Genomic DNA, 18,399 nt, shown 5'->3' on the forward strand with positions numbered 1-18,399 from the left:
ATTGACACCGGCAGGAAGCTGTTCGCAATGATTCCGTTCCATCACCTATCCGCCGCCGAGGACCTGCTGTGATCCAGTACATCCTCCGTCGCCTGTTGCAGGTCATCCCCGTGTTCCTGGGGACCACGCTGCTCGTCTACTTCATGGTCTTTGCCCTTCCCGGCGACCCCGTCCGCGCGCTCTTCGGCGACCGGCCTCCCAGCGAAGCCGTTATTGCGGCGATACGCCAGCAATATAACCTCGACCAGCCTTTCTACATCCAGTACGCGCTGTTCCTGAAGAACCTCTTCACTTTCAATCTGGGCGTCGACTTCACCGGCCAGCCCATCGCTGCGACCCTTGGCCGGATCTTTCCCGTGACAGCCATGCTGGCGGTGGAAGCCCTCATCATCCAGGCCGTCTTCGGAATCGCCTTCGGCCTGGTTGCCGGCCTCCGTAAGGGCAAGATCTTCGATGCCACTGTGCTGGTGGCCTCGCTCGTGGTTATCGCCATCCCCACATTCGTCCTTGGTTTTGTCCTGCAGCTGTTGGTGGGCGTCCAGCTGGGCTGGGCCAAGCCGACCGTCGGGGCGAACGCAGACTGGGGAAACCTGATCCTCCCGGCCACGGTGCTGGGGCTGGTTTCCTTCGCCTACGTCCTCCGCCTGACCCGCGCTTCCGTCATCGAAAACATGAATGCCGACTACGTCCGGACAGCCACAGCCAAAGGCCTGTCCCGTCCGCGTGTGGTGATCACCCACATTCTGCGCAACTCGATGATTCCGGTTGTCACGTACCTGGGAGCCAACCTCGGCGGACTGATGGGCGGCGCGATCGTCACGGAGTTCATCTTCAATGTGCCCGGTGTTGGCCAGAAGCTCTACCAGGCCATCATCCGCAGCGAAGGCCCCACCATCGTGGCAATTGTGAGTGTCCTGGTACTCGTTTTTGTGATCGCCAACCTGTTGGTCGATCTGCTCTATGCCTGGCTTGACCCGAGGATCCGCTATGAAAAGTAACCGCGCAATCGAACATTTTGTCGCCCCGGTAGAGGAAACCCCGCTCCTGGCGACCGATGCTGTCAAGACGGACGAAGCACCGCTGAGCCTGTGGGCCGACGCGTGGCGGAAGCTCCGCCGTCGTCCGCTGTTTATCATTTCCTCCATCATGATCGTCCTGTTGATCATCGTGGCGGCATTCCCGGGCCTGTTCACGCAGGTGGAGCCCAACAACGGCTGCCAGCTGGCCAATTCCAACGGCGCACCGTCTGCGGGCCACCCGCTGGGATTCACCTTCCAGGGCTGTGACATCTACTCCCGCATGATCCACGGAACCCAGGCGTCCATCACGGTTGGCGTCCTGTCCGTCCTGTGTGTGCTGATCATTGGTGTGACCCTTGGTGCACTGGCCGGATTCTACGGCGGCTGGGTTGACGCCGTGATTGCCCGCCTTGGTGATATCTTCTTCGCCCTCCCGCTCATTCTTGGTGCGCTGGTCATCACGCAGCTCCCGATCTTCCGGGAAAACCGTGGCGTCCTGACGGTTGTGATGGTGATCGTTGTGCTCGGCTGGCCGCAAATGGCCCGCATCACCCGCGGCGCAGTGATCGAAGTACGGAACGCGGATTTCGTGATGGCAGCCCGTTCGCTGGGTGTCTCATCGATCGGATCCCTGGTCCGGCACGTCCTGCCCAACGCACTGGCACCCATCATCGTCCTGGCCACCATGGAGCTCGGTGTGTTCATCGTGGCCGAAGCCACCCTGTCCTTCCTGGGGATCGGGCTGCCCGGCAGCATCATGTCCTGGGGAAATGACATTGCCGCGGCCCAGACCTCGATCCGCACCAACCCGACGATCCTGCTCTACCCTGCTGCCGCCCTGTCCGTTACAGTCTTGAGCTTCATCATGCTGGGGGATGCCCTGCGCGATGCTCTTGACCCGAAGAGCCGACAGCGATGAAGGATGCATACATGACAACGTCTGACGTCAGTTTCAACGAGGCAGGAGCACCTGCCGACCGGCCATTGCTTGAGATCAGGGACCTCGCCATCACCTTTGACACCAGCGGCGGTGAGGTCAAGGCGGTGCGCAACGCACACCTCACCATCATGCCAGGCGAAACGGTGGCAATTGTGGGTGAGTCCGGTTCGGGCAAATCCACAACAGCCCTGGCGGCCATCGGCCTCCTTCCCGGCAATGGCCGGGTATCCGGCGGGCAGATCCTGCTCGACGGCGAAGACATCTCCAATGCCTCCGAGAAGCGGATGATCGAGCTTCGCGGCAACACCATCGGCATGGTCCCGCAGGATCCGATGTCCAACCTGAACCCCGTGTGGAAAATCGGATATCAGGTCAAGGAAACGCTGAGGGCCAACGGCCAGCCCAGCGGTCCCGAGGACATTGCCAAGGTGCTGGCTCAGGCCGGCCTGCCGGATGCCCACCGTCGCGCCAAGCAGTATCCCCACGAGTTCTCCGGCGGCATGCGTCAGCGCGCCCTGATCGCCATCGGCCTGTCCTGCCAGCCGAGGCTGCTCATCGCCGACGAGCCCACATCCGCACTGGACGTGACGGTGCAGCGGCAGATCCTCGATCACCTGGAGAGCATGACCGCCGAACTGGGAACATCCGTTCTCCTGATCACGCACGATCTTGGCCTCGCGGCCGAACGTGCCGACAAGGTGGTGGTGATGTACCGCGGCCAGGTGGTTGAGGCGGGACCGTCACTGGAACTCCTGCGCAACCCGCGCCACCCGTACACCCAGCGGTTGGTGTCCTCGGCGCCGTCCCTGGCTTCCCGCCGCATCCAGGTGGCGAAGGACCTCGGCATCGAAACGGACGAGCTCCTTGCCCCCACTGAAGCCGTCGTGGAGAAAGACCTGCCGGACGAGGTCCTGCAGATCCAGGACCTGACAAAGGTCTTCAAACTCCGGTCCGGAGTGGGACGGGCAACGGATTTCACTGCCGTGGACAAGGTCTCCTTCAGCGTCAAGCGGGGAACCACCACGGCGATTGTGGGGGAGTCCGGTTCGGGCAAGTCCACGGTTGCCCAGATGGTGCTGAACCTTCTGCCTCCCACATCCGGCAAGATCATTTTCGACGGCGTGGACACGTCCACGCTGAACAGGAAAGAGATCTTCGCCTTCCGGCGCCGTGTACAGCCGATTTTCCAGGATCCGTACGGCTCGCTGGACCCGATGTACAACATCTTCCGGACCATCGAAGAGCCCCTGCGCACCCATAAGGTGGGAAACAAGGCGAGCCGGGAGAAGAAGGTCCGGGAACTGCTCGACCAGGTGGCGCTGCCGCAATCCACAATGCGGCGGTATCCCAATGAACTTTCCGGCGGCCAGCGCCAGCGCGTCGCCATTGCGCGGGCCCTGGCACTGGACCCGGAAGTGATCATCTGCGACGAAGCCGTTTCTGCCCTTGACGTGCTGGTCCAGGCCCAGGTGCTGAACCTGCTTGCGGACCTGCAGTCGAACCTTGGCCTTACCTATCTCTTTATTACCCACGACCTGGCGGTGGTCCGGCAGATCGCGGACCATGTCTGTGTCATGGAAAAGGGAAAGCTGGTTGAGACCGGTTCCACGGATGACGTTTTTGATTCCCCGCAGCAGGACTACACCAAGGCACTGCTCAACGCTATTCCCGGTGCCCGCCTGATGCTGCCGCCCGAGGTGGCCTGACAGGACCGGGTTCTGGCACCGGTTAAACAGAGGATGGAGCCAAACCCTGCGGGGTTCCGGCTCCATCCTCCATTTAAGGAACCGGCACGAGCTGCAATTGCCGAAGCCGGGACCCGAGCAGTTCGCCCAGGGTTTTGCGGCCGGCGGAGTCCATGTGGACGGAGTCTGCCAGGTTCCTGGCGAGATTGTATGTAGTCAGCCAGTCGCCGACGCCGACGAACGGGATGCCTTGCCTGGCGGCGACGGTACCAATCAGTGCATCCACCTGGGTCCTGCGCCCGCCGCCATGGCTGGCTCCCCGCGCCAGTGTTCCGATCATGGCGAACCTCGCGCCCGGATACCGCTCCTTCAGCACGCCGATCAGGCGCTCGGCGTTGGCCACGATCTGTGCGTCCGTCGCCCCGCGGGCGGCATCGTTGCCGCCGCCCTGGATGACAATCAGCGCAGGTGTCCCGTAGGGCAGCTTCCAGTCACCCCGGAGGAGCGCATCAAGATAATTCCCGGTCTTGCCGTTGTCGGCCACATACCCGGTTCCGCCGAGCCCGCAGAAGTGGACTTTGTAGCCCACGGAGGCAAGGCCGAGCCGGGGCCACCCGTCAGCGGGTTCGGATTGGGAATCACCGATCAGGAGGGCGGTATGGCGCATGTCCGGCACGATCACTTCGTCCCGGCCGCTGGCCGGGTTCCGAAAAACAGAACCTGCCGCCAGGAGCTCCGGATCCGTCCCCGGAGATATGGACCGCCCTGGCGCGCCACCGGCCGCCCCGGGCCCGGCCACAACAGCCGGCGCCCCGGCCCCGGGCGCGGCAGCCTGGATGGTGGACGACGCTGGTGGCGCAGGTGGCTGCCCGCAGCCGGTGAGGAGGACGCCTGCGGCGATTCCCGATGCGACTAAGCAGGACAGAGCCGAGGCTTTTCGCATCAGTAGTTCTCCGGGCTTGAAGTGTCACAGCCATGATGCTGCATCAGCCCAGGAAAATCCAGTGACTTTGATCACAGGAAATCGGTGTCGCAGCCGGTACGCCACGTCGGTCCGACGCAACGTCCGACCGGATGGCTGTACGATTTTTAGGCGCTTTTAGATGGCAGCGATTAGACTAATGGAAGGCGCCCTGTGTTAATGGGCCAATCCGTCGTGGACTCCGGTTGGACATGCGGCGATACGTACAGCTTACCCACTGAATCGAGCAATAACGCATGTCTGAAACCACCACCAACACTGCGGTAGCCACTGCATCGCGCAGTGACCTGCGCAACGTCGCGATCGTGGCCCACGTTGACCACGGCAAGACCACCCTGGTCGACGCCATGCTCAAGCAGACCAACTCCTTTGCCGAACACAACCACCTCGAAGACCGTGTGATGGACTCCGGTGACCTGGAGCGCGAAAAGGGCATCACCATCCTGGCCAAGAACACCACGGTGGCCTACAACGGACCGTCCTCCAACGGCGAGACAATCACCATCAACGTCATCGACACCCCCGGCCACGCCGACTTCGGTGGCGAGGTGGAGCGCGGCCTGTCCATGGTTGACGGCGTTGTGCTGCTCGTTGATGCTTCGGAGGGCCCGCTGCCCCAGACCCGCTTCGTGCTGCGCAAGGCCCTGGCCGCGCACCTGCCGGTCATCCTCCTGGTGAACAAGACGGACCGTCCCGATGCGCGCATCGAGGAAGTTGTCCACGAGTCCATGGACCTGCTCCTGGGCCTCGCCTCGGACCTTGCTGACGAAGTTCCGGACCTTGACCTGGACAAGATCCTCGAAGTTCCCGTCGTTTACGCCGCCGCCAAGGTGGGCCGCGCGTCCCTGGACCAGCCCGCCGACGGCTCCGCTCCGGAAAACGAGGACCTTGAGCCGCTGTTCAAGACCATCATCGAGCACATCCCGGCCCCGACGTACAACCCGAACGGCGTGCTGCAGGCACACGTGACGAACCTTGACGCCTCGCCGTTCCTGGGCCGTCTCGCCCTGCTGCGCATCTACAACGGCACCCTGCGCAAGGGCCAGACCGTTGCCTGGGCCCGCGCCAATGGCGAGCTCAAGAACGTCAAGATCACCGAACTGCTGGCCACCAAGGCCCTGGACCGCGTTCCGGCCGAGTCCGCCGGTCCCGGCGAGATCGTCGCCGTCGCCGGCATCGAGGAAATCACCATCGGTGAGACCCTCACCGACGTCGACAACCCGCAGCCGCTGCCGCTGATCACCGTGGACGATCCCGCGATCTCCATGACCATCGGTATCAACACCTCCCCGCTGGCCGGCAAGGTCAAGGGCGCCAAGGTCACGGCCCGCCAGGTGAAGGACCGCCTGGACAAGGAACTGATCGGTAACGTCTCCCTCAAAGTCCTGCCCACCGAGCGTCCTGACGCCTGGGAGGTCCAGGGCCGTGGTGAGCTCGCGCTGGCCATCCTCGTGGAGCAGATGCGCCGCGAAGGCTTCGAACTGACCGTCGGCAAGCCCCAGGTGGTCACCAAGACCATCGACGGCAAGATCCACGAGCCGATGGAGCACATGACCATCGACGTGCCCGAAGAGTACCTCGGCGCTGTCACCCAGCTGATGGCAGCCCGCAAGGGCCGCATGACCAACATGGCCAACCATGGCACTGGCTGGTGCCGGATGGAATTCATCGTCCCGGCCCGTGGCCTGATCGGTTTCCGCACCAAGTTCCTCACGGACACCCGCGGCGCCGGTATCGCGGCATCCATCGCCGAGGGCTACGAGCCCTGGGCCGGCCCGATCGAATACCGTACCAACGGTTCGATGATCGCGGACCGTGCCGGTGTGGTGACGCCGTTCGCCATGATCAACCTGCAGGAACGTGGCTCGTTCTTCGTCAAGCCCACCTCCGAGGTCTACGAGGGCATGATCGTCGGCGAGAACTCCCGTGCTGACGACATGGACGTGAACATCACCAAGGAAAAGAAGCTCACCAACATGCGTGCCGCTTCCTCGGACACCTTCGAGAACCTGACGCCGCCGCGCGACCTGACCCTCGAAGAATCCCTCGAGTTCGCCCGCGAAGACGAGTGCGTCGAGGTGACCCCGGAGTCCATCCGTATCCGCAAGCTCATCCTGGACACCAACGAGCGTGCAAAGGCCAACCGCGCCCGCGCCAAGGTCTAACCGCCCGGAGTTTCCCAAGAATGCCACCGGCACCTCGCCGGTGGCATTCTTGCGTTCCGGCTGCGCGCTGAAGCCTGGTTCCGATGCGCAGGAACGCTCCCGGCGCGCTCATGCCGGGCGTCGTGGCACTCACGGGTTGCCCACATAGCAGCCCCCATTGCTGCGTCCGGGCCTTGGCGGACGGCAGTATGCAACCATGCGAACCCTTACCGATGCGCTGGCTGCCCTGGGTGGCGTCGCCAGTTCCAGTTCATTGCGGCAGGCCGGAGTCTCCCGCCGGAACATTGAAGCCGGCGTGCTCGATGCGTCGGTCCAACGGGTGGCCCGGGGCGTTTATGCGCTGCCCGACGCAGCGCCCTGGCGCATCCACGCCGGGCGCCATTACGCCGTCCCAGGCTGCGTCACGGCTGCAGCGGAAGCGGGGTTGTGGGTTGTCCGGGCTCCCCACATGCCGCATCTGGCCGCACGGCACGGCAGGCCCCTAGCTGGATGCGTGGTCCATCGAAGCAACATTCCGTTGACGTCCCTGGATATTGTGTGCCAAACGCTCCGCTGCCTGCCGCCGCTTGAGGCCTTGACCATCGCGGAATCTGCGGTGAAGAAGGGGCTGGTTCAACTTCCGGCCCTCAGGGAACGGTTTCCGGCGCTACGTGAAAAGAGCATTCTGGGCCTGGTGGCAAGGATCCGGCCTCAATCCGGGTCCATAATCGAGACGATGGCCCGGTATCTGTTGGAAGAAGCGGGGCTCACGGTCGAGCTGCAGGTCAACATTCCGGGGATGGGCCACCTGGACCTTCTCGTTGATGGGCTGCTGGGTATTGAGACGGACGGATATGCCCACCACAGCACGCGGTCAGCGTACAGGGAGGACAGGCGGCGATGGAACGTTACCGTTGTCCGTGGTTTCCCCACGCTCAGGGTGACCTTCGAGATGCTGGTCAGCCAGCCGGGGAGTTCGTGCGGATGGTGCATCAGGCCCTTGCAACGTACCGCTCTGCGCGTTGACACCCCCGCTCCGTGTGCCCGGGAGGTCCCTGCGCAGCGACCGGCGCCGCTACTGCGCAGACGGGCGGCGCCGCTTGGGGGCGGGCGGGACTTCCTTCGCGGCGACCACGAGGTCCAGGGGGATCACGACGTCGGCCTTCCGCGTCCTGACTGTGCACTCGCCGTCGTCCGTGGCCACCAGATGGCCCACAGCGTCTGTCAGCCCGCCGTCGATCCGGTAGCGGACCACAACCCGGGTTCCGGGCGTGGCGGCGGCCAGGAATTCGCGGGGCGTAGGCTGGGCGGGACTCACCAGTTCATACTAAGGCGGCCCGCTAGGTTCGCGGGAACGGGCTGGGGGATAATAAGCTCAGAAGTCAACAGTCCGGATTATGTGCCGGATTCAAGTGCCGGCGGTCGCCGGAAACAACGTGGAGAGGCAAGGGACGTGACGTACGTAATCGCGCAGCCGTGTGTAGATGTCAAGGACAAGGCATGTATTGAGGAGTGCCCGGTCGACTGCATCTACGAGGGTGAGCGTTCGCTGTACATCCACCCCGATGAGTGCGTCGACTGTGGTGCCTGCGAGCCTGTGTGCCCGGTTGAGGCCATCTACTACGAAGATGACACTCCCGAGGAATGGGCCGATTACTACAAGGCCAACGTCGAATTCTTCGATGACCTGGGCTCACCCGGCGGCGCCGCGAAGATTGGCAACACGGGCAAGGACCACCCGATGATTGCCGCCCTGCCGCCGCAGAACCAAGACCACTGAGCCGGGCAACCCGGTGACCTCTTTTGGCCTGAGCCTGCCCGATTATCCGTGGGAGGCCATGGCCCCGTACCTCGCCAAGGCTTCCGAGTATCCTGGCGGGGCGGTCAACCTCTCCATCGGCACGCCTGTGGACCCTACGCCGGCCCTGATCCAGGAGGCCCTCAAAGCCGCCGCTGACGCGCCCGGATACCCTACGGTGCACGGTACGGCCGGGCTGCGGGAAGCCATTGCGGCGTGGTTCGACCGCCGCCGTGGTGTCCCCGGCCTGGACCCGAAGAACGTGATGCCGACAGTTGGTTCCAAGGAACTGGTGGCGTGGCTGCCGCTCCTGCTCGGACTTAAGCCGGGCGACGTTGTGGTCCGCCCCAAGGTGGCGTACCCCACCTATGACATCGGGGCAACGCTGGCCGGTGCCACGTCCGTGGCCACTGACCACCTGGACGAGCTCGACGCCGACACCCGCGCCAGGGTGCGCCTCATCTGGGTCAACTCCCCGGGGAACCCCACCGGAAGCGTACGCGACGTTGAGTCGCTCAAGACGCTGGTGGCGCAGGCACGCGAACTCGGCGCGGTGGTGGCATCGGATGAGTGCTACGCCGAGCTCGGCTGGGGTGCCTGGGACGTGCAGCGCGGAGGCGATCCGGTTCCCAGCGTCCTGGATCCCCGTGTTGCCGGCGACTCCCAAGAAGGCCTGCTGGCGGTTTATTCGCTCAGCAAGCAGTCCAACGTTGCGGGCTACCGTGCAGCCTTCGTTGCCGGCGACCCCGCCATCATGGCCAACCTCGTGAACAGCCGCAAGCACGCCGGCATGATTGTGCCGTACCCTGTCCAGGAAGCCATGCGCGTTGCGCTGGGCGACGACACCCATGTCCTGGCCCAGAAGGACCTTTACAGGGGACGGCGTGAACGACTGGTGCCCGCGCTGCAGCGCTTCGGTCTGGAAATCAAGGATTCCGACGCCGGACTCTACCTCTGGTGCACCGCCGGGGAAGGCACGTGGGAAACCGTGGCCCGGTTGGCGGACCTTGGCATTGTGGTGGGACCGGGCGTCTTTTATGGCGAAACCGGCAACGGTTACGTGCGCGTCGCCCTCACCGGAACCGACGAGCGGATTGACGCGGCAGTGGCCCGGCTGGCCGCAGCGCCGTAACAATCGTGTGACTCGTACCACAAACGCCCTGTTTTGTGGGGACTTCGACGGCCGCCGATTAGTGACACCTGCCATGGGGACGGTACTTTTTAAGTGACTATCAATGGTGGCTTTCTACAAGAAGGCAGCCCGTGCGTTGGAATCCTGAAGGAACAGGACCCGTGCGCGGCTCACCGGATGTTGGATCAAGCTTTCGACAGAGGCCCAGACGCCTCATGAAGGGGACTCCATGACTGAGACCAACAACAGCGCAACCCTGCACCATGCAGGGGGCGAGCTCAAGCTCCCGCGCATCCAGGTTGTTGAAGGAAACGAAGGCTACGACGTTTCCAAGCTCCTGAAGCAGACGGGCGCAGTCACCTTTGACCCCGGCTTCATGAACACCGCAGCAACCACCTCTGCGATCACCTACATCGACGGCGATGCGGGCATCCTGCGCTACCGCGGGTATCCCATCGAGCAGTTGGCGCAGCACTCCAGCTTCCTCGAAGTTTCCTACCTCCTGATCTACGGCAACCTGCCCAGCCCCACGGAGCTGGAAGAGTTCGACCAGAAGATCCGCCGCCACACCCTGCTGCACGAGGAGCTCAAGGGCTTCTTCAGCGGCTTCCCGCGCGACGCCCACCCGATGCCTGTGCTGTCGTCGGCCGTGTCGGCCCTGTCCACGTTCTACCAGGACTCCCTGGACCCGTTCAACGCCGAGCAGGTGGAAGTTTCCACCATCCGCCTCATGGCCAAGATGCCGGTCATCGCTGCCTATGCGCACAAGAAGTCCATCGGCCAGCCGATGCTGTACCCGGACAACTCCCACAACCTCGTGGAAAACTTCATGCGCCTCAGCTTCGGCCTGCCGGCAGAGCAGTACGAGGTGGACCCGGTAATTGCCAAGGCCCTGGACCTGCTGCTGATCCTTCACGCGGACCACGAGCAGAACTGCTCCACCTCCACGGTGCGCCTGGTGGGCTCCTCCAACGCGAACCTCTTCGCCTCGGTCTCCGCCGGCATCAACGCCCTCTTCGGCCCCGCCCACGGCGGCGCCAACGAAGCGGTCCTCAAGATGCTCCGCCAGATCCAGGCCGACGGCACCAAGCCCGAGGATTACATGGAGAAGGTCAAGAACAAGGAAGACGGCGTCCGTCTCATGGGCTTCGGACACCGCGTCTACAAGAACTACGATCCGCGCGCCAAGATCGTCAAGGCCACGGCCCACGAGATCCTCAGCAAGCTCGGCGGCAACGACGAACTCCTGGAGATCGCCCTGCGCCTGGAAGAGAAGGCGCTGAACGATGACTACTTCATCCAGCGCAAGCTCTACCCGAACGTGGACTTCTACACCGGCTTGATCTACAAGGCCATGGGCTTCCCGGAGAAGATGTTCACCGTGCTGTTTGCCATCGGCCGCCTGCCGGGCTGGATCGCCCAGTGGCGTGAAATGATCAGCGATCCCAACACCAAGATCGGCCGCCCGCGCCAGCTCTACATCGGCGAGCCGGAGCGCGACTACCCGGTCCGCTGACCTGATCTGATTGACTCGACGGCGGCCGGTCACCTTCTTCGCGAAGGTGGCCGGCCGCTGTCGTGCTTCAGGCGTTGTAGCCCTGGGGGTTGTTTTTCTGCCAGCGCCAGTGGTCCTCGCACATTTCGTCAACGGTCTTGGTGGTGGACCAGCTGAGGTCTGCCAGGGCCGACGTGGCGTCCGCCCAGAAGGCCGGGAGGTCACCGGCGCGGCGTTCGGTGATCTCGTAGGGGATGGGCTGTCCCACGGCCTTCTCGAAGGACCGCAGGACCTCCAGGACGGAGGAGCCCTTGCCGGACCCAAGGTTCCACCGGAAGACGCCGGTGCGGTCCGCGACGTGGTTCAGTGCGGCGACGTGGCCTTCGGCGAGGTCGACGACGTGGATGTAGTCGCGCAGGCACGTTCCGTCAGGAGTGTCGTAGTCGCCGCCGAACACCATCAGCTTTTCGCGGCGCCCAACGGCCACCTGCGCGATGAACGGCACCAGGTTGTTGGGGATGCCCTGGGGATCCTCGCCGATGCGGCCGGACGGGTGAGCGCCCACGGGATTGAAGTAGCGCAGCAGGGCGATGTGCCAGCGGCTGTCCGCGGCGCCCAGGTCCGCAAGGATGTCCTCGATCTGTTCCTTGGTGCGGCCGTACGGGTTGTTGGCGCCGATTTCCATTTTCTCCACATAGGGGACGGGGTTGTGCTCGCCGTAGACGGTGGCGGAGGAGCTGAAGACGATGGAACGAACGTCATGGCGGTCCATGACCCGGATCAGGATCAGCGTGCCCACGAGGTTGTTGTAGTAGTACTTGAGCGGTTCGCGCACGGACTCGCCCACGGCTTTGAGGCCGGCGAAGTGGATGACGGCGTCGATCGACTGACCGGCGAACACTTTTTCCACCGCGGCCTCGTCCACGAGGTCCACGTTGTGGAAGTCGGCGGTCTTGCCGCTGAGCTCGGCAACACGCCGCAGCGATTCTTCGCTGGAGTTCACCAGATTGTCGATCACCACAACGTCGTGACCGGCTTCCTGCAGGGACAAAACAGTGTGCGAGCCGATGTACCCGGTGCCACCTGTGACCAGAATTTTCATGCCTCCCACGCTATCCCAATTCCGCCGATGGATAGATTCCAGCACGGGTGTGCTAAATAATAAGGGTGCCCAAAATTGTTGATGCCGTAGCCCGCCGTGCCGAGATTGTTGATGCTGTCTTCCGGATCATTGCCGTGGACGGGCTGGAACGGGCGTCCCTGCGCGAGGTGGCCGATGAGGCCGGGCTGGCCGTCGGTTCCGTCCGGCACTATTTTGCCGGCAGTGACGAGCTGCTCAGGTTCTCCTTCGCCGCCGTGGTGGACCGGATCCTGGCACGGCTCACCGCAGCCCTGCCGGACATGGCGGCGAGCGAAACGGGATCGGACGCCCGGCACAACGCTGTTTTAACTCTCCTGGGTGAATTCCTGCCGCTGGACGAAGAGCGCGCCGTGGACGCGTGTGTCTGGATGGCCTTCAAGAACGCCGCCAGGATCCGGCCCTTCCTCGCGGCCGAAGCCGACCGCAGCCACCGCGAGGTGGCCGCCGTCGTCGGACAGGTTATTACGGCTCTGGTGAGGGACGACGGCGACGGGCAGCAGTCGCTGACGATCGAAGCAGAGCGGCTGCTGGCAACGCTGGACGGACTCTGCATGCACGCACTTCTGCAGCCCGAATGGATGACCGCGCAGATGTGCCATGATGTGCTGGACCGGCACCTCAGGAGCCTTGCCGCCTGACATTACCGTCCGCTGGCAACGGGAATAGACTGGGAGCCGGGGGAGCGGACCGGCCAACCAAGCCGGTCCAGGCAGGCCACAGGAGGAGATGGAATGCACAACACAGGTGGTTCCGGCTGGCAGATCACCACGGACACGTCCGGACCCCTGATGATCGCGCTGTTCGTCCGCGACGCGGCAGGTCTCGACGGCGCGGGCCACCCAGCACTTTCGCATGCGGCGCCCAAAGTCCGCCACGCCGACCATTCGCACCTCACCGCCGACGTCGGCGGAGTCAGCGCACTGAAAACGGAATGGGAGGCCTGGTGGGAACAGCTGCTCAAGGCGCATCCCCAGACGTCACCGGAACTGTCCCCGCCGGACTTTGAAGCCTTCGGCAATTCCCCGGCCCTCCAGCGCGTCCTGCAGGCGCACTTCGGTTCCGCCCTGACGTGGGCACGGGAGCGCCGCAGCGAATACGCGCGGCTGGAGGCTGAACGCATCGCGAGCGGCTCGGACCAGCTGCTGGGCGACATGGTGGACGACCGGCTGATGGAGATTGGCCGGGAGGCACGGGACTTTAACCTGACCATCATTGAGCTGCCGCTGAATGAACAGCGGGCGTGGTACCTGGAGCCGGACAAGATCATCATGAGCCACAACCTGATGTCCCAGCCGGAGCTCTTCCGCAGCTACGTCCAGCCGGTGGTGGAAATCCTCGCCTGAGGAGGCTGTGGGCAACGCGCCGGGCAGCGGGTCAGCTGGTTCAGTCCCCGGTGCCCGCAGGCGCCAGTGTAATCCGGACCTGGCCTTCCGGCGCGTCCGACGCCTGCCACCCACCCTGATCCTCCCGGAGCCAGCTCCGGCCGGCAACGTCCACCTGCGTCACGGCCAGATCCTTGGCGTTGGCAACGGCCCAGTGCGCCACGGACCAGGCCTGGCTGCCGCCGGCCTCAACAACCAGCGAGTCGCCGTCCGGGAAAGTCCCCAGCGCTCCGTAGGCCTGGGCCAGTTCCGCTCCGACGCTGCCGGGCTGGCCCGCTTCCTGCGGTGCACGCAGTGTGCACTCCATCGCTTCCGGCGTTTGGCCGGACAGTGCGGAAGCGAACGCGCGGCCCATCACCTCGTGCTGGGCGTAGGCGGTGGGGAACGCCGAGCGCTGGACGCGCTGGGCGGCGTCGGTGATCTCCAAAGTCTCATAGCCGGGAATCTTGACCAGGGCATCGTAAAAGGCGTTGGCGGCGTAGTACGGATCCATGACCTGTTCCGTGGTTCCCCACCCCTGCGACGGGCGCTGCTGGAACAGGCCGCGGGAATCCGGCCCGGCCAGGTCTCCGTGGTCTATGTTGCGCAGCTTGGATTCCTGCATGGCCGTCGCCAGGGCGATGCTGGCGGCCCGCGGCGGAAGCCCGCGCTGAACGGCCACCGCCGTGATCAGCGACGCGTTAGCCGCCTGGTCCGTTGCGAGTTCCGCGTGCTGCGTCCCGACGTCGGCTGTGCAGCGCTCCGTCACGAGGGTTTCGGAGCGCTGCACAAACGCCATCACCGTATAGACGGCGCCGGCCAGCAGAGCCAGGGTAAGCAGGAGCACGGTGGCGCGCCGGAAACCACGTCCACGTGCTGCCAACGGGTTAGTTGGCGTGGAGGGCGTCGTTGAGTTCCACGGTCTGGCCCTTGCGGGGCAGGGCTTCGACGGCTCCCGTGGTGGAGTTGCGGCGGAAGAGGAGGTTGGGCACACCGGACAGTTCTGCTGCCTTGACGATTTTGGTGGTGTCCTCGCCTACTTCGTCCTTGGGGCCGGGAACCCGCACGCGCGTGCCGGCGGTGACGTAAAGGCCGGCCTCCACCACGGAGTCGTCCCCGATGCTGATGCCGACGCCGGAGTTGGCGCCGAGCAGGACCCGCTCACCCACGGCGATGCGCTCCTTGCCGCCTCCGGACAGGGTGCCCATGATGGAGGCGCCGCCGCCCACATCGCTGCCGTCGCCGGTGACGACGCCGGCGGAGATGCGGCCTTCCACCATGGAGGTGCCCAGGGTGCCGGCGTTGAAGTTCACAAAACCTTCGTGCATCACGGTGGTGCCTTCGGCGAGGTGGGCACCCAGGCGGACGCGGTCGGCGTCGGCAATCCGGACGCCGGAGGGCACAACGTAGTCCACCATGCGGGGGAACTTGTCGATCCCGTAGACAGTGACGGCGCCGCGGCGGCGCAGCCTGGCGCGCGTCAGTTCGAAGCCTTCAACAGCGGCAGGGCCGAAGTTGGTCCAGACCACGTTGGGGAGCTGGCCGAAGATGCCGTCCAGGTTAATGGTGTTGGGCCGGGCCAGGCGGTGCGAGAGGAGGTGCAGGCGAAGGTAGGCGTCGGCGGTGTCTGCCGGGGCCTCGTCGAGGTTGATCTGGACGAAGACCACCTTCTGCTCGGTGCCGCGGTCCGCGTCGGCGCCCTCTTCGGCAAGCTGGAGGAGCGTCGCGTCCGCGTTCTCCACGGCCCGCAGGCTTTCGGCCGCGATGCCCAGTGCCGGCGCCGGGAACCAGACGTCCAGGACGGTGGCTTCTCCGCCGGCAGCGGCGATGGTGGCCAGGCCGAAGCCGTAGGCGGAGCGGTCTTCGGAGGTTGCGTTCTGGTCTTCGGGCACGGCGGAAGTAGCGGTCTCAGTCATGCCCTCCAGTCTAGCGAGAGCCGGGGGCAGGGTTCGAACTAGACTGGCAACGTGACTGCCGAGACCGCCCCTGAACCAACCGCCGCGACGTTGAACCTGCGCCAGGACGTTGCCATGCTGACCGCCGCGCTGATGGACATCAACAGTGTGTCCGGGAATGAGACGGAGCTGGCGGACGCCGTTGACGCCGCCCTTCGGGCCATTCCGCAGCTCCGGGTGGTCCGCGACGGCGACTCAATCATCGCGCGCACCGAGCTGGGGCGGGCGGAACGAGTCATCCTTGCCGGGCACCTGGACACGGTCCCGCTGCCCGCAACGGAAGGCGCACGCGGCACCGTACCTTCCACCTGGGCGTCCGGCACGCCGGGGGAGGGTGTCCTCTATGGGCGCGGCGCCACGGACATGAAGGGCGGCGTCGCAGTCCAGCTCGCGCTGGCGGCCACAATGTTCGACGACGGCGCGTCGCCGGTGCGGGACGTCACCTTCGTGTTTTACGACCATGAGGAAGTGGAGGCCGTGAAGAGCGGGCTGGGCCGCCTGGTCCGCAGCCACGGCCACCTGCTGGACGGCGACTTCGCCATTCTCCTGGAACCGACGCACGGCACCGTTGAAGGCGGCTGCAACGGCACCAGCCGCTTCGAAGCCACCACCGTGGGGGAGGCCGCACATTCCGCCCGGGCGTGGATGGGCAGCAACGCCATCCACGCCGCCGCACCCATCCTGGCCAGGCTGGCGGCCTACGAACCCCGGACCGTCAACGTGGACGGCCTCGATTACCGGGAGAGCCTCAACGCGGTGAAGATCAATGGAGGCACGGCCGGCAACGTCATACCGGACCGCTGCGTGGTGGAGATCAACTACCGTTTCGCGCCGGATAAGTCCCCGGACCAGGCCGAAGCCCACGTCCGGGAACTGCTCGAAGGCTTTGATGTCGTCCGCACGGATGCTGCGGCCGGCGCGCGCCCGGGACTCAACCACCCCGCGGCGGCGTCATTCGTGGCCGCCGTGGGAGCCGAGCCCAAACCGAAATACGGCTGGACCGACGTCGCGCGGTTCAGCGAACTGGGAATCCCGGCGGTGAACTTCGGCCCCGGTGATCCGCTGCTGGCGCACAAGGACGAGGAACACGTCGACGCCGAAGCCATCCGGGAGTGCCTGCGGGCCCTGCGGAGCTGGCTCGCCGCCTGACCCGGGGGCCCTCCGGGCACGGCAATCTCAACACTTGTGGCAATCGGTTGTCAAAGTTGCCAAAGATCCTATTACACTAGCGAAGGCTTAAGGGCGCCTCATAGACGAGGTGCCCACCTCCGGCACTTCTCTGCTGCGGTGAGCCGTCCACTTCCGGCTGGTGCAGCCAGCTCGTTTCATAGGACCCGTATGTCAATAACAACGTCCGGCCCGGCCCACGCCACCAGCGAGATCGCCGATCCGTACGCGCTGGATCCATAGGATATCCAGGAGCCTCCCACAACATGGCGGGGCCGCTTCAAATTCCTCGGACCCGGAATGATCACATCGGCTGCTGTGGTGGGCTCCGGTGAACTCCTCACGGCAACCGCGCTTGGAGCCCAGGCCGGCTTCATGCTGCTGTGGCTGGTCCTCATCTCCACGTTCATCAAGGTCTGGGTTCAGATTGAGTTGGGCCGCCGGTCCATCTCCACTGGCAAGGTGGCCGTGACCGGCTACAACGAGGTGCCGCCCAAGATCGCCAAGCGCGGCTGGATGGCTTGGCTGGTGCTGCTGATGTTCGTTCAGTTCCTTACCAGCCAGGCAGGCGTGATCAGTGCTTCGGCCTTCGCGTTCTCCTCGCTGCTGCCCATCGGAGGCGAGCCCTACTCGTTCCTCTCCATCGGATGCTGGGTGGCCATCCTGGTGGTGATCGCAATCGCGATCCACCTGACCAACAGGTACACCGTCGTCGAGGGCGTCTCAACCTTGCTGGTGTTCCTCGTTACTGCCTTTGCAGTGGTTATGCTGTTCTCCCTGCAGGGCACCGAATTCAGCTGGAACATGGCCGACCTGGGCGACGGCATGCGTTTCCAGATCGCCTTGGGTTCGATGGGTATTGCGCTGTCCATGTTCGGCCTCACCGGCGTGGGTGCCGGAGAAATCACCGCCTACACATACTGGTGCGTTGAAAAGGGCTACGCCGCCTGGTCGGGCAAGAATGACGGGTCCGAGGCGTGGGCCAACCGTGCCCGTGGCTGGATTGCCGTGATGAAGCTCGACGCCTGGGTTTCCTGGGTTGTCTACACGGTCTCCACTGCTGCCTTCTACATGCTCGGGGCGGCTGTCCTGCACCCGCAGGGCATCGTGCCCAAGGGCGATGCTGTCATGAGCACCATTGCCAGTATTTTCTCCAGTACTGTGGGCCAGTGGGGCGCCGTGGTGTTCCTGGTCGGCGCCGGCATCGCACTGTTCAAAACCATTGTTGCCAATGTGCCGAGCCTTGGGCGTCAGGTTGGCAACACCCTGGCTGTGTTCGGTGCCTTTGACTGGAGCAACCAGAAACAGCGTGACCGCTGGATGCGCGTGATCATGATCGTGCTGCCCGTTGTGTGGGGACTCTTCGGAACTGTTGTTTCCTCGCCCCTTGCCCTTGTGGTCCTCGCAGGTATCCTCAACGCCGTGTTCCTGATGGGCGTCGCGGCGGCCACGATCTACCTCTCCCGCGTCCAAACCGATCCCCGGGTGAAGGACGGAAAGCCGTTCACTGTCATGCTCATCCTCAGCGCAGCGGCCATCTTCTTCGTCGGCGTTATGGGCCTGGTCAACATATTCTGATT

Annotated in this window: 16 protein-coding genes; 11 read left to right on the forward strand and 5 right to left on the reverse strand. The window is 64.5% G+C overall.

The window, feature by feature from the left end; all coding sequences use genetic code 11:
* Positions 1–68 precede the first annotated feature (68 nt).
* Genes GUV69_RS00195 through GUV69_RS00205 form a run of 3 tightly spaced genes read left to right on the forward strand, consistent with a single transcriptional unit; the run spans position 69 to position 3,665 of the window.
* Positions 69–998, forward strand: a complete 930-nt coding sequence (locus GUV69_RS00195; protein ID WP_164198742.1) for an ABC transporter permease — start codon at positions 69–71, stop codon at positions 996–998.
* Positions 988–1,938: an ABC transporter permease gene (locus GUV69_RS00200; protein WP_164198743.1), complete on the forward strand. Its 951-nt coding sequence runs from the start codon at positions 988–990 to the stop codon at positions 1,936–1,938. The genes GUV69_RS00195 and GUV69_RS00200 overlap by 11 nt, the downstream gene beginning before the upstream one ends.
* An 11-nt stretch (positions 1,939–1,949) precedes the next feature.
* A complete protein-coding gene (locus tag GUV69_RS00205; protein WP_164198744.1) occupies positions 1,950–3,665 on the forward strand; it encodes a dipeptide ABC transporter ATP-binding protein in 1,716 nt (571 codons plus the stop codon).
* A gap of 73 nt (positions 3,666–3,738) precedes the next feature.
* On the opposite strand, the gene GUV69_RS00210 is transcribed toward GUV69_RS00205, so the two are convergent.
* Positions 3,739–4,587 (reverse strand): SGNH/GDSL hydrolase family protein, encoded by an 849-nt coding sequence (locus GUV69_RS00210; protein WP_164198745.1) that lies wholly within the window; start codon positions 4,585–4,587, stop codon positions 3,739–3,741.
* Positions 4,588–4,862: 275 nt separating this feature from the next.
* Between GUV69_RS00210 and typA the strand changes: the two genes are divergently transcribed.
* Positions 4,863–6,791 carry a translational GTPase TypA gene (gene typA / locus GUV69_RS00215; RefSeq protein ID WP_164198746.1) on the forward strand — a complete coding sequence of 643 codons (1,929 nt, stop codon included), beginning with the start codon at positions 4,863–4,865 and terminating at the stop codon, positions 6,789–6,791.
* Between the two features lie 1,054 nt (positions 6,792–7,845).
* Here the strand turns inward: typA and GUV69_RS00220 are convergent.
* Positions 7,846–8,088: a putative acetyltransferase gene (locus GUV69_RS00220; protein WP_244292576.1), complete on the reverse strand. Its 243-nt coding sequence runs from the start codon at positions 8,086–8,088 to the stop codon at positions 7,846–7,848.
* 135 nt (positions 8,089–8,223) lie between these two features.
* On the opposite strand from GUV69_RS00220, the gene fdxA reads away from it, so the two are divergent.
* From fdxA to GUV69_RS00235, 3 genes are all read left to right on the forward strand, one after another.
* Complete coding sequence (gene fdxA, locus GUV69_RS00225; protein ID WP_013601705.1) at positions 8,224–8,550, forward strand: ferredoxin; 327 nt, start codon at positions 8,224–8,226, stop codon at positions 8,548–8,550.
* A gap of 13 nt (positions 8,551–8,563) precedes the next feature.
* A complete protein-coding gene (gene dapC / locus GUV69_RS00230) occupies positions 8,564–9,700 on the forward strand; it encodes a succinyldiaminopimelate transaminase (protein WP_280113730.1) in 1,137 nt (378 codons plus the stop codon).
* 229 nt (positions 9,701–9,929) lie between these two features.
* Entirely contained in the window at positions 9,930–11,216 is a 1,287-nt protein-coding gene (locus GUV69_RS00235; RefSeq protein WP_164198747.1) for a citrate synthase, read from the forward strand.
* Positions 11,217–11,283: 67 nt separating this feature from the next.
* On the opposite strand, the gene galE is transcribed toward GUV69_RS00235, so the two are convergent.
* On the reverse strand, positions 11,284–12,297 hold the full coding sequence (galE, locus tag GUV69_RS00240; RefSeq protein WP_164198748.1) for a UDP-glucose 4-epimerase GalE: 1,014 nt from the start codon (positions 12,295–12,297) through the stop codon (positions 11,284–11,286).
* A gap of 65 nt (positions 12,298–12,362) precedes the next feature.
* Between galE and GUV69_RS00245 the strand changes: the two genes are divergently transcribed.
* Both GUV69_RS00245 and GUV69_RS00250 read left to right on the forward strand, forming a co-directional pair.
* Entirely contained in the window at positions 12,363–12,974 is a 612-nt protein-coding gene (locus tag GUV69_RS00245) for a TetR/AcrR family transcriptional regulator (protein WP_164198749.1), read from the forward strand.
* Between the two features lie 93 nt (positions 12,975–13,067).
* Positions 13,068–13,679, forward strand: coding sequence for a hypothetical protein (locus GUV69_RS00250; protein WP_164198750.1), 612 nt, complete (start codon positions 13,068–13,070; stop codon positions 13,677–13,679).
* Positions 13,680–13,719: 40 nt separating this feature from the next.
* On the opposite strand, the gene GUV69_RS00255 is transcribed toward GUV69_RS00250, so the two are convergent.
* Positions 13,720–14,544, reverse strand: a complete 825-nt coding sequence (locus GUV69_RS00255) for a transglycosylase SLT domain-containing protein (protein ID WP_431197082.1) — start codon at positions 14,542–14,544, stop codon at positions 13,720–13,722.
* A 40-nt stretch (positions 14,545–14,584) separates the two neighbouring features.
* Positions 14,585–15,613 carry a 2,3,4,5-tetrahydropyridine-2,6-dicarboxylate N-succinyltransferase gene (dapD, locus tag GUV69_RS00260; RefSeq protein ID WP_164198752.1) on the reverse strand — a complete coding sequence of 343 codons (1,029 nt, stop codon included), beginning with the start codon at positions 15,611–15,613 and terminating at the stop codon, positions 14,585–14,587.
* Between the two features lie 51 nt (positions 15,614–15,664).
* Here dapD and dapE point away from each other — a divergent pair, with 51 nt between their 5' ends.
* A complete protein-coding gene (dapE, locus tag GUV69_RS00265) occupies positions 15,665–16,801 on the forward strand; it encodes a succinyl-diaminopimelate desuccinylase (RefSeq protein WP_164198753.1) in 1,137 nt (378 codons plus the stop codon).
* 318 nt (positions 16,802–17,119) lie between these two features.
* The gene (locus tag GUV69_RS00270) at positions 17,120–18,397 is read left to right on the forward strand and encodes an Nramp family divalent metal transporter (protein WP_164198754.1); all 1,278 of its coding nucleotides are present in this window, start codon (positions 17,120–17,122) and stop codon (positions 18,395–18,397) included.
* The last annotated feature ends 2 nt before the right edge of the window (positions 18,398–18,399 follow it).

This window comes from [Micrococcus luteus] ATCC 49442 (genome assembly GCF_010367585.1).
In the GTDB taxonomy this organism is placed as follows: domain Bacteria; phylum Actinomycetota; class Actinomycetes; order Actinomycetales; family Micrococcaceae; genus Arthrobacter; species Arthrobacter luteus_A.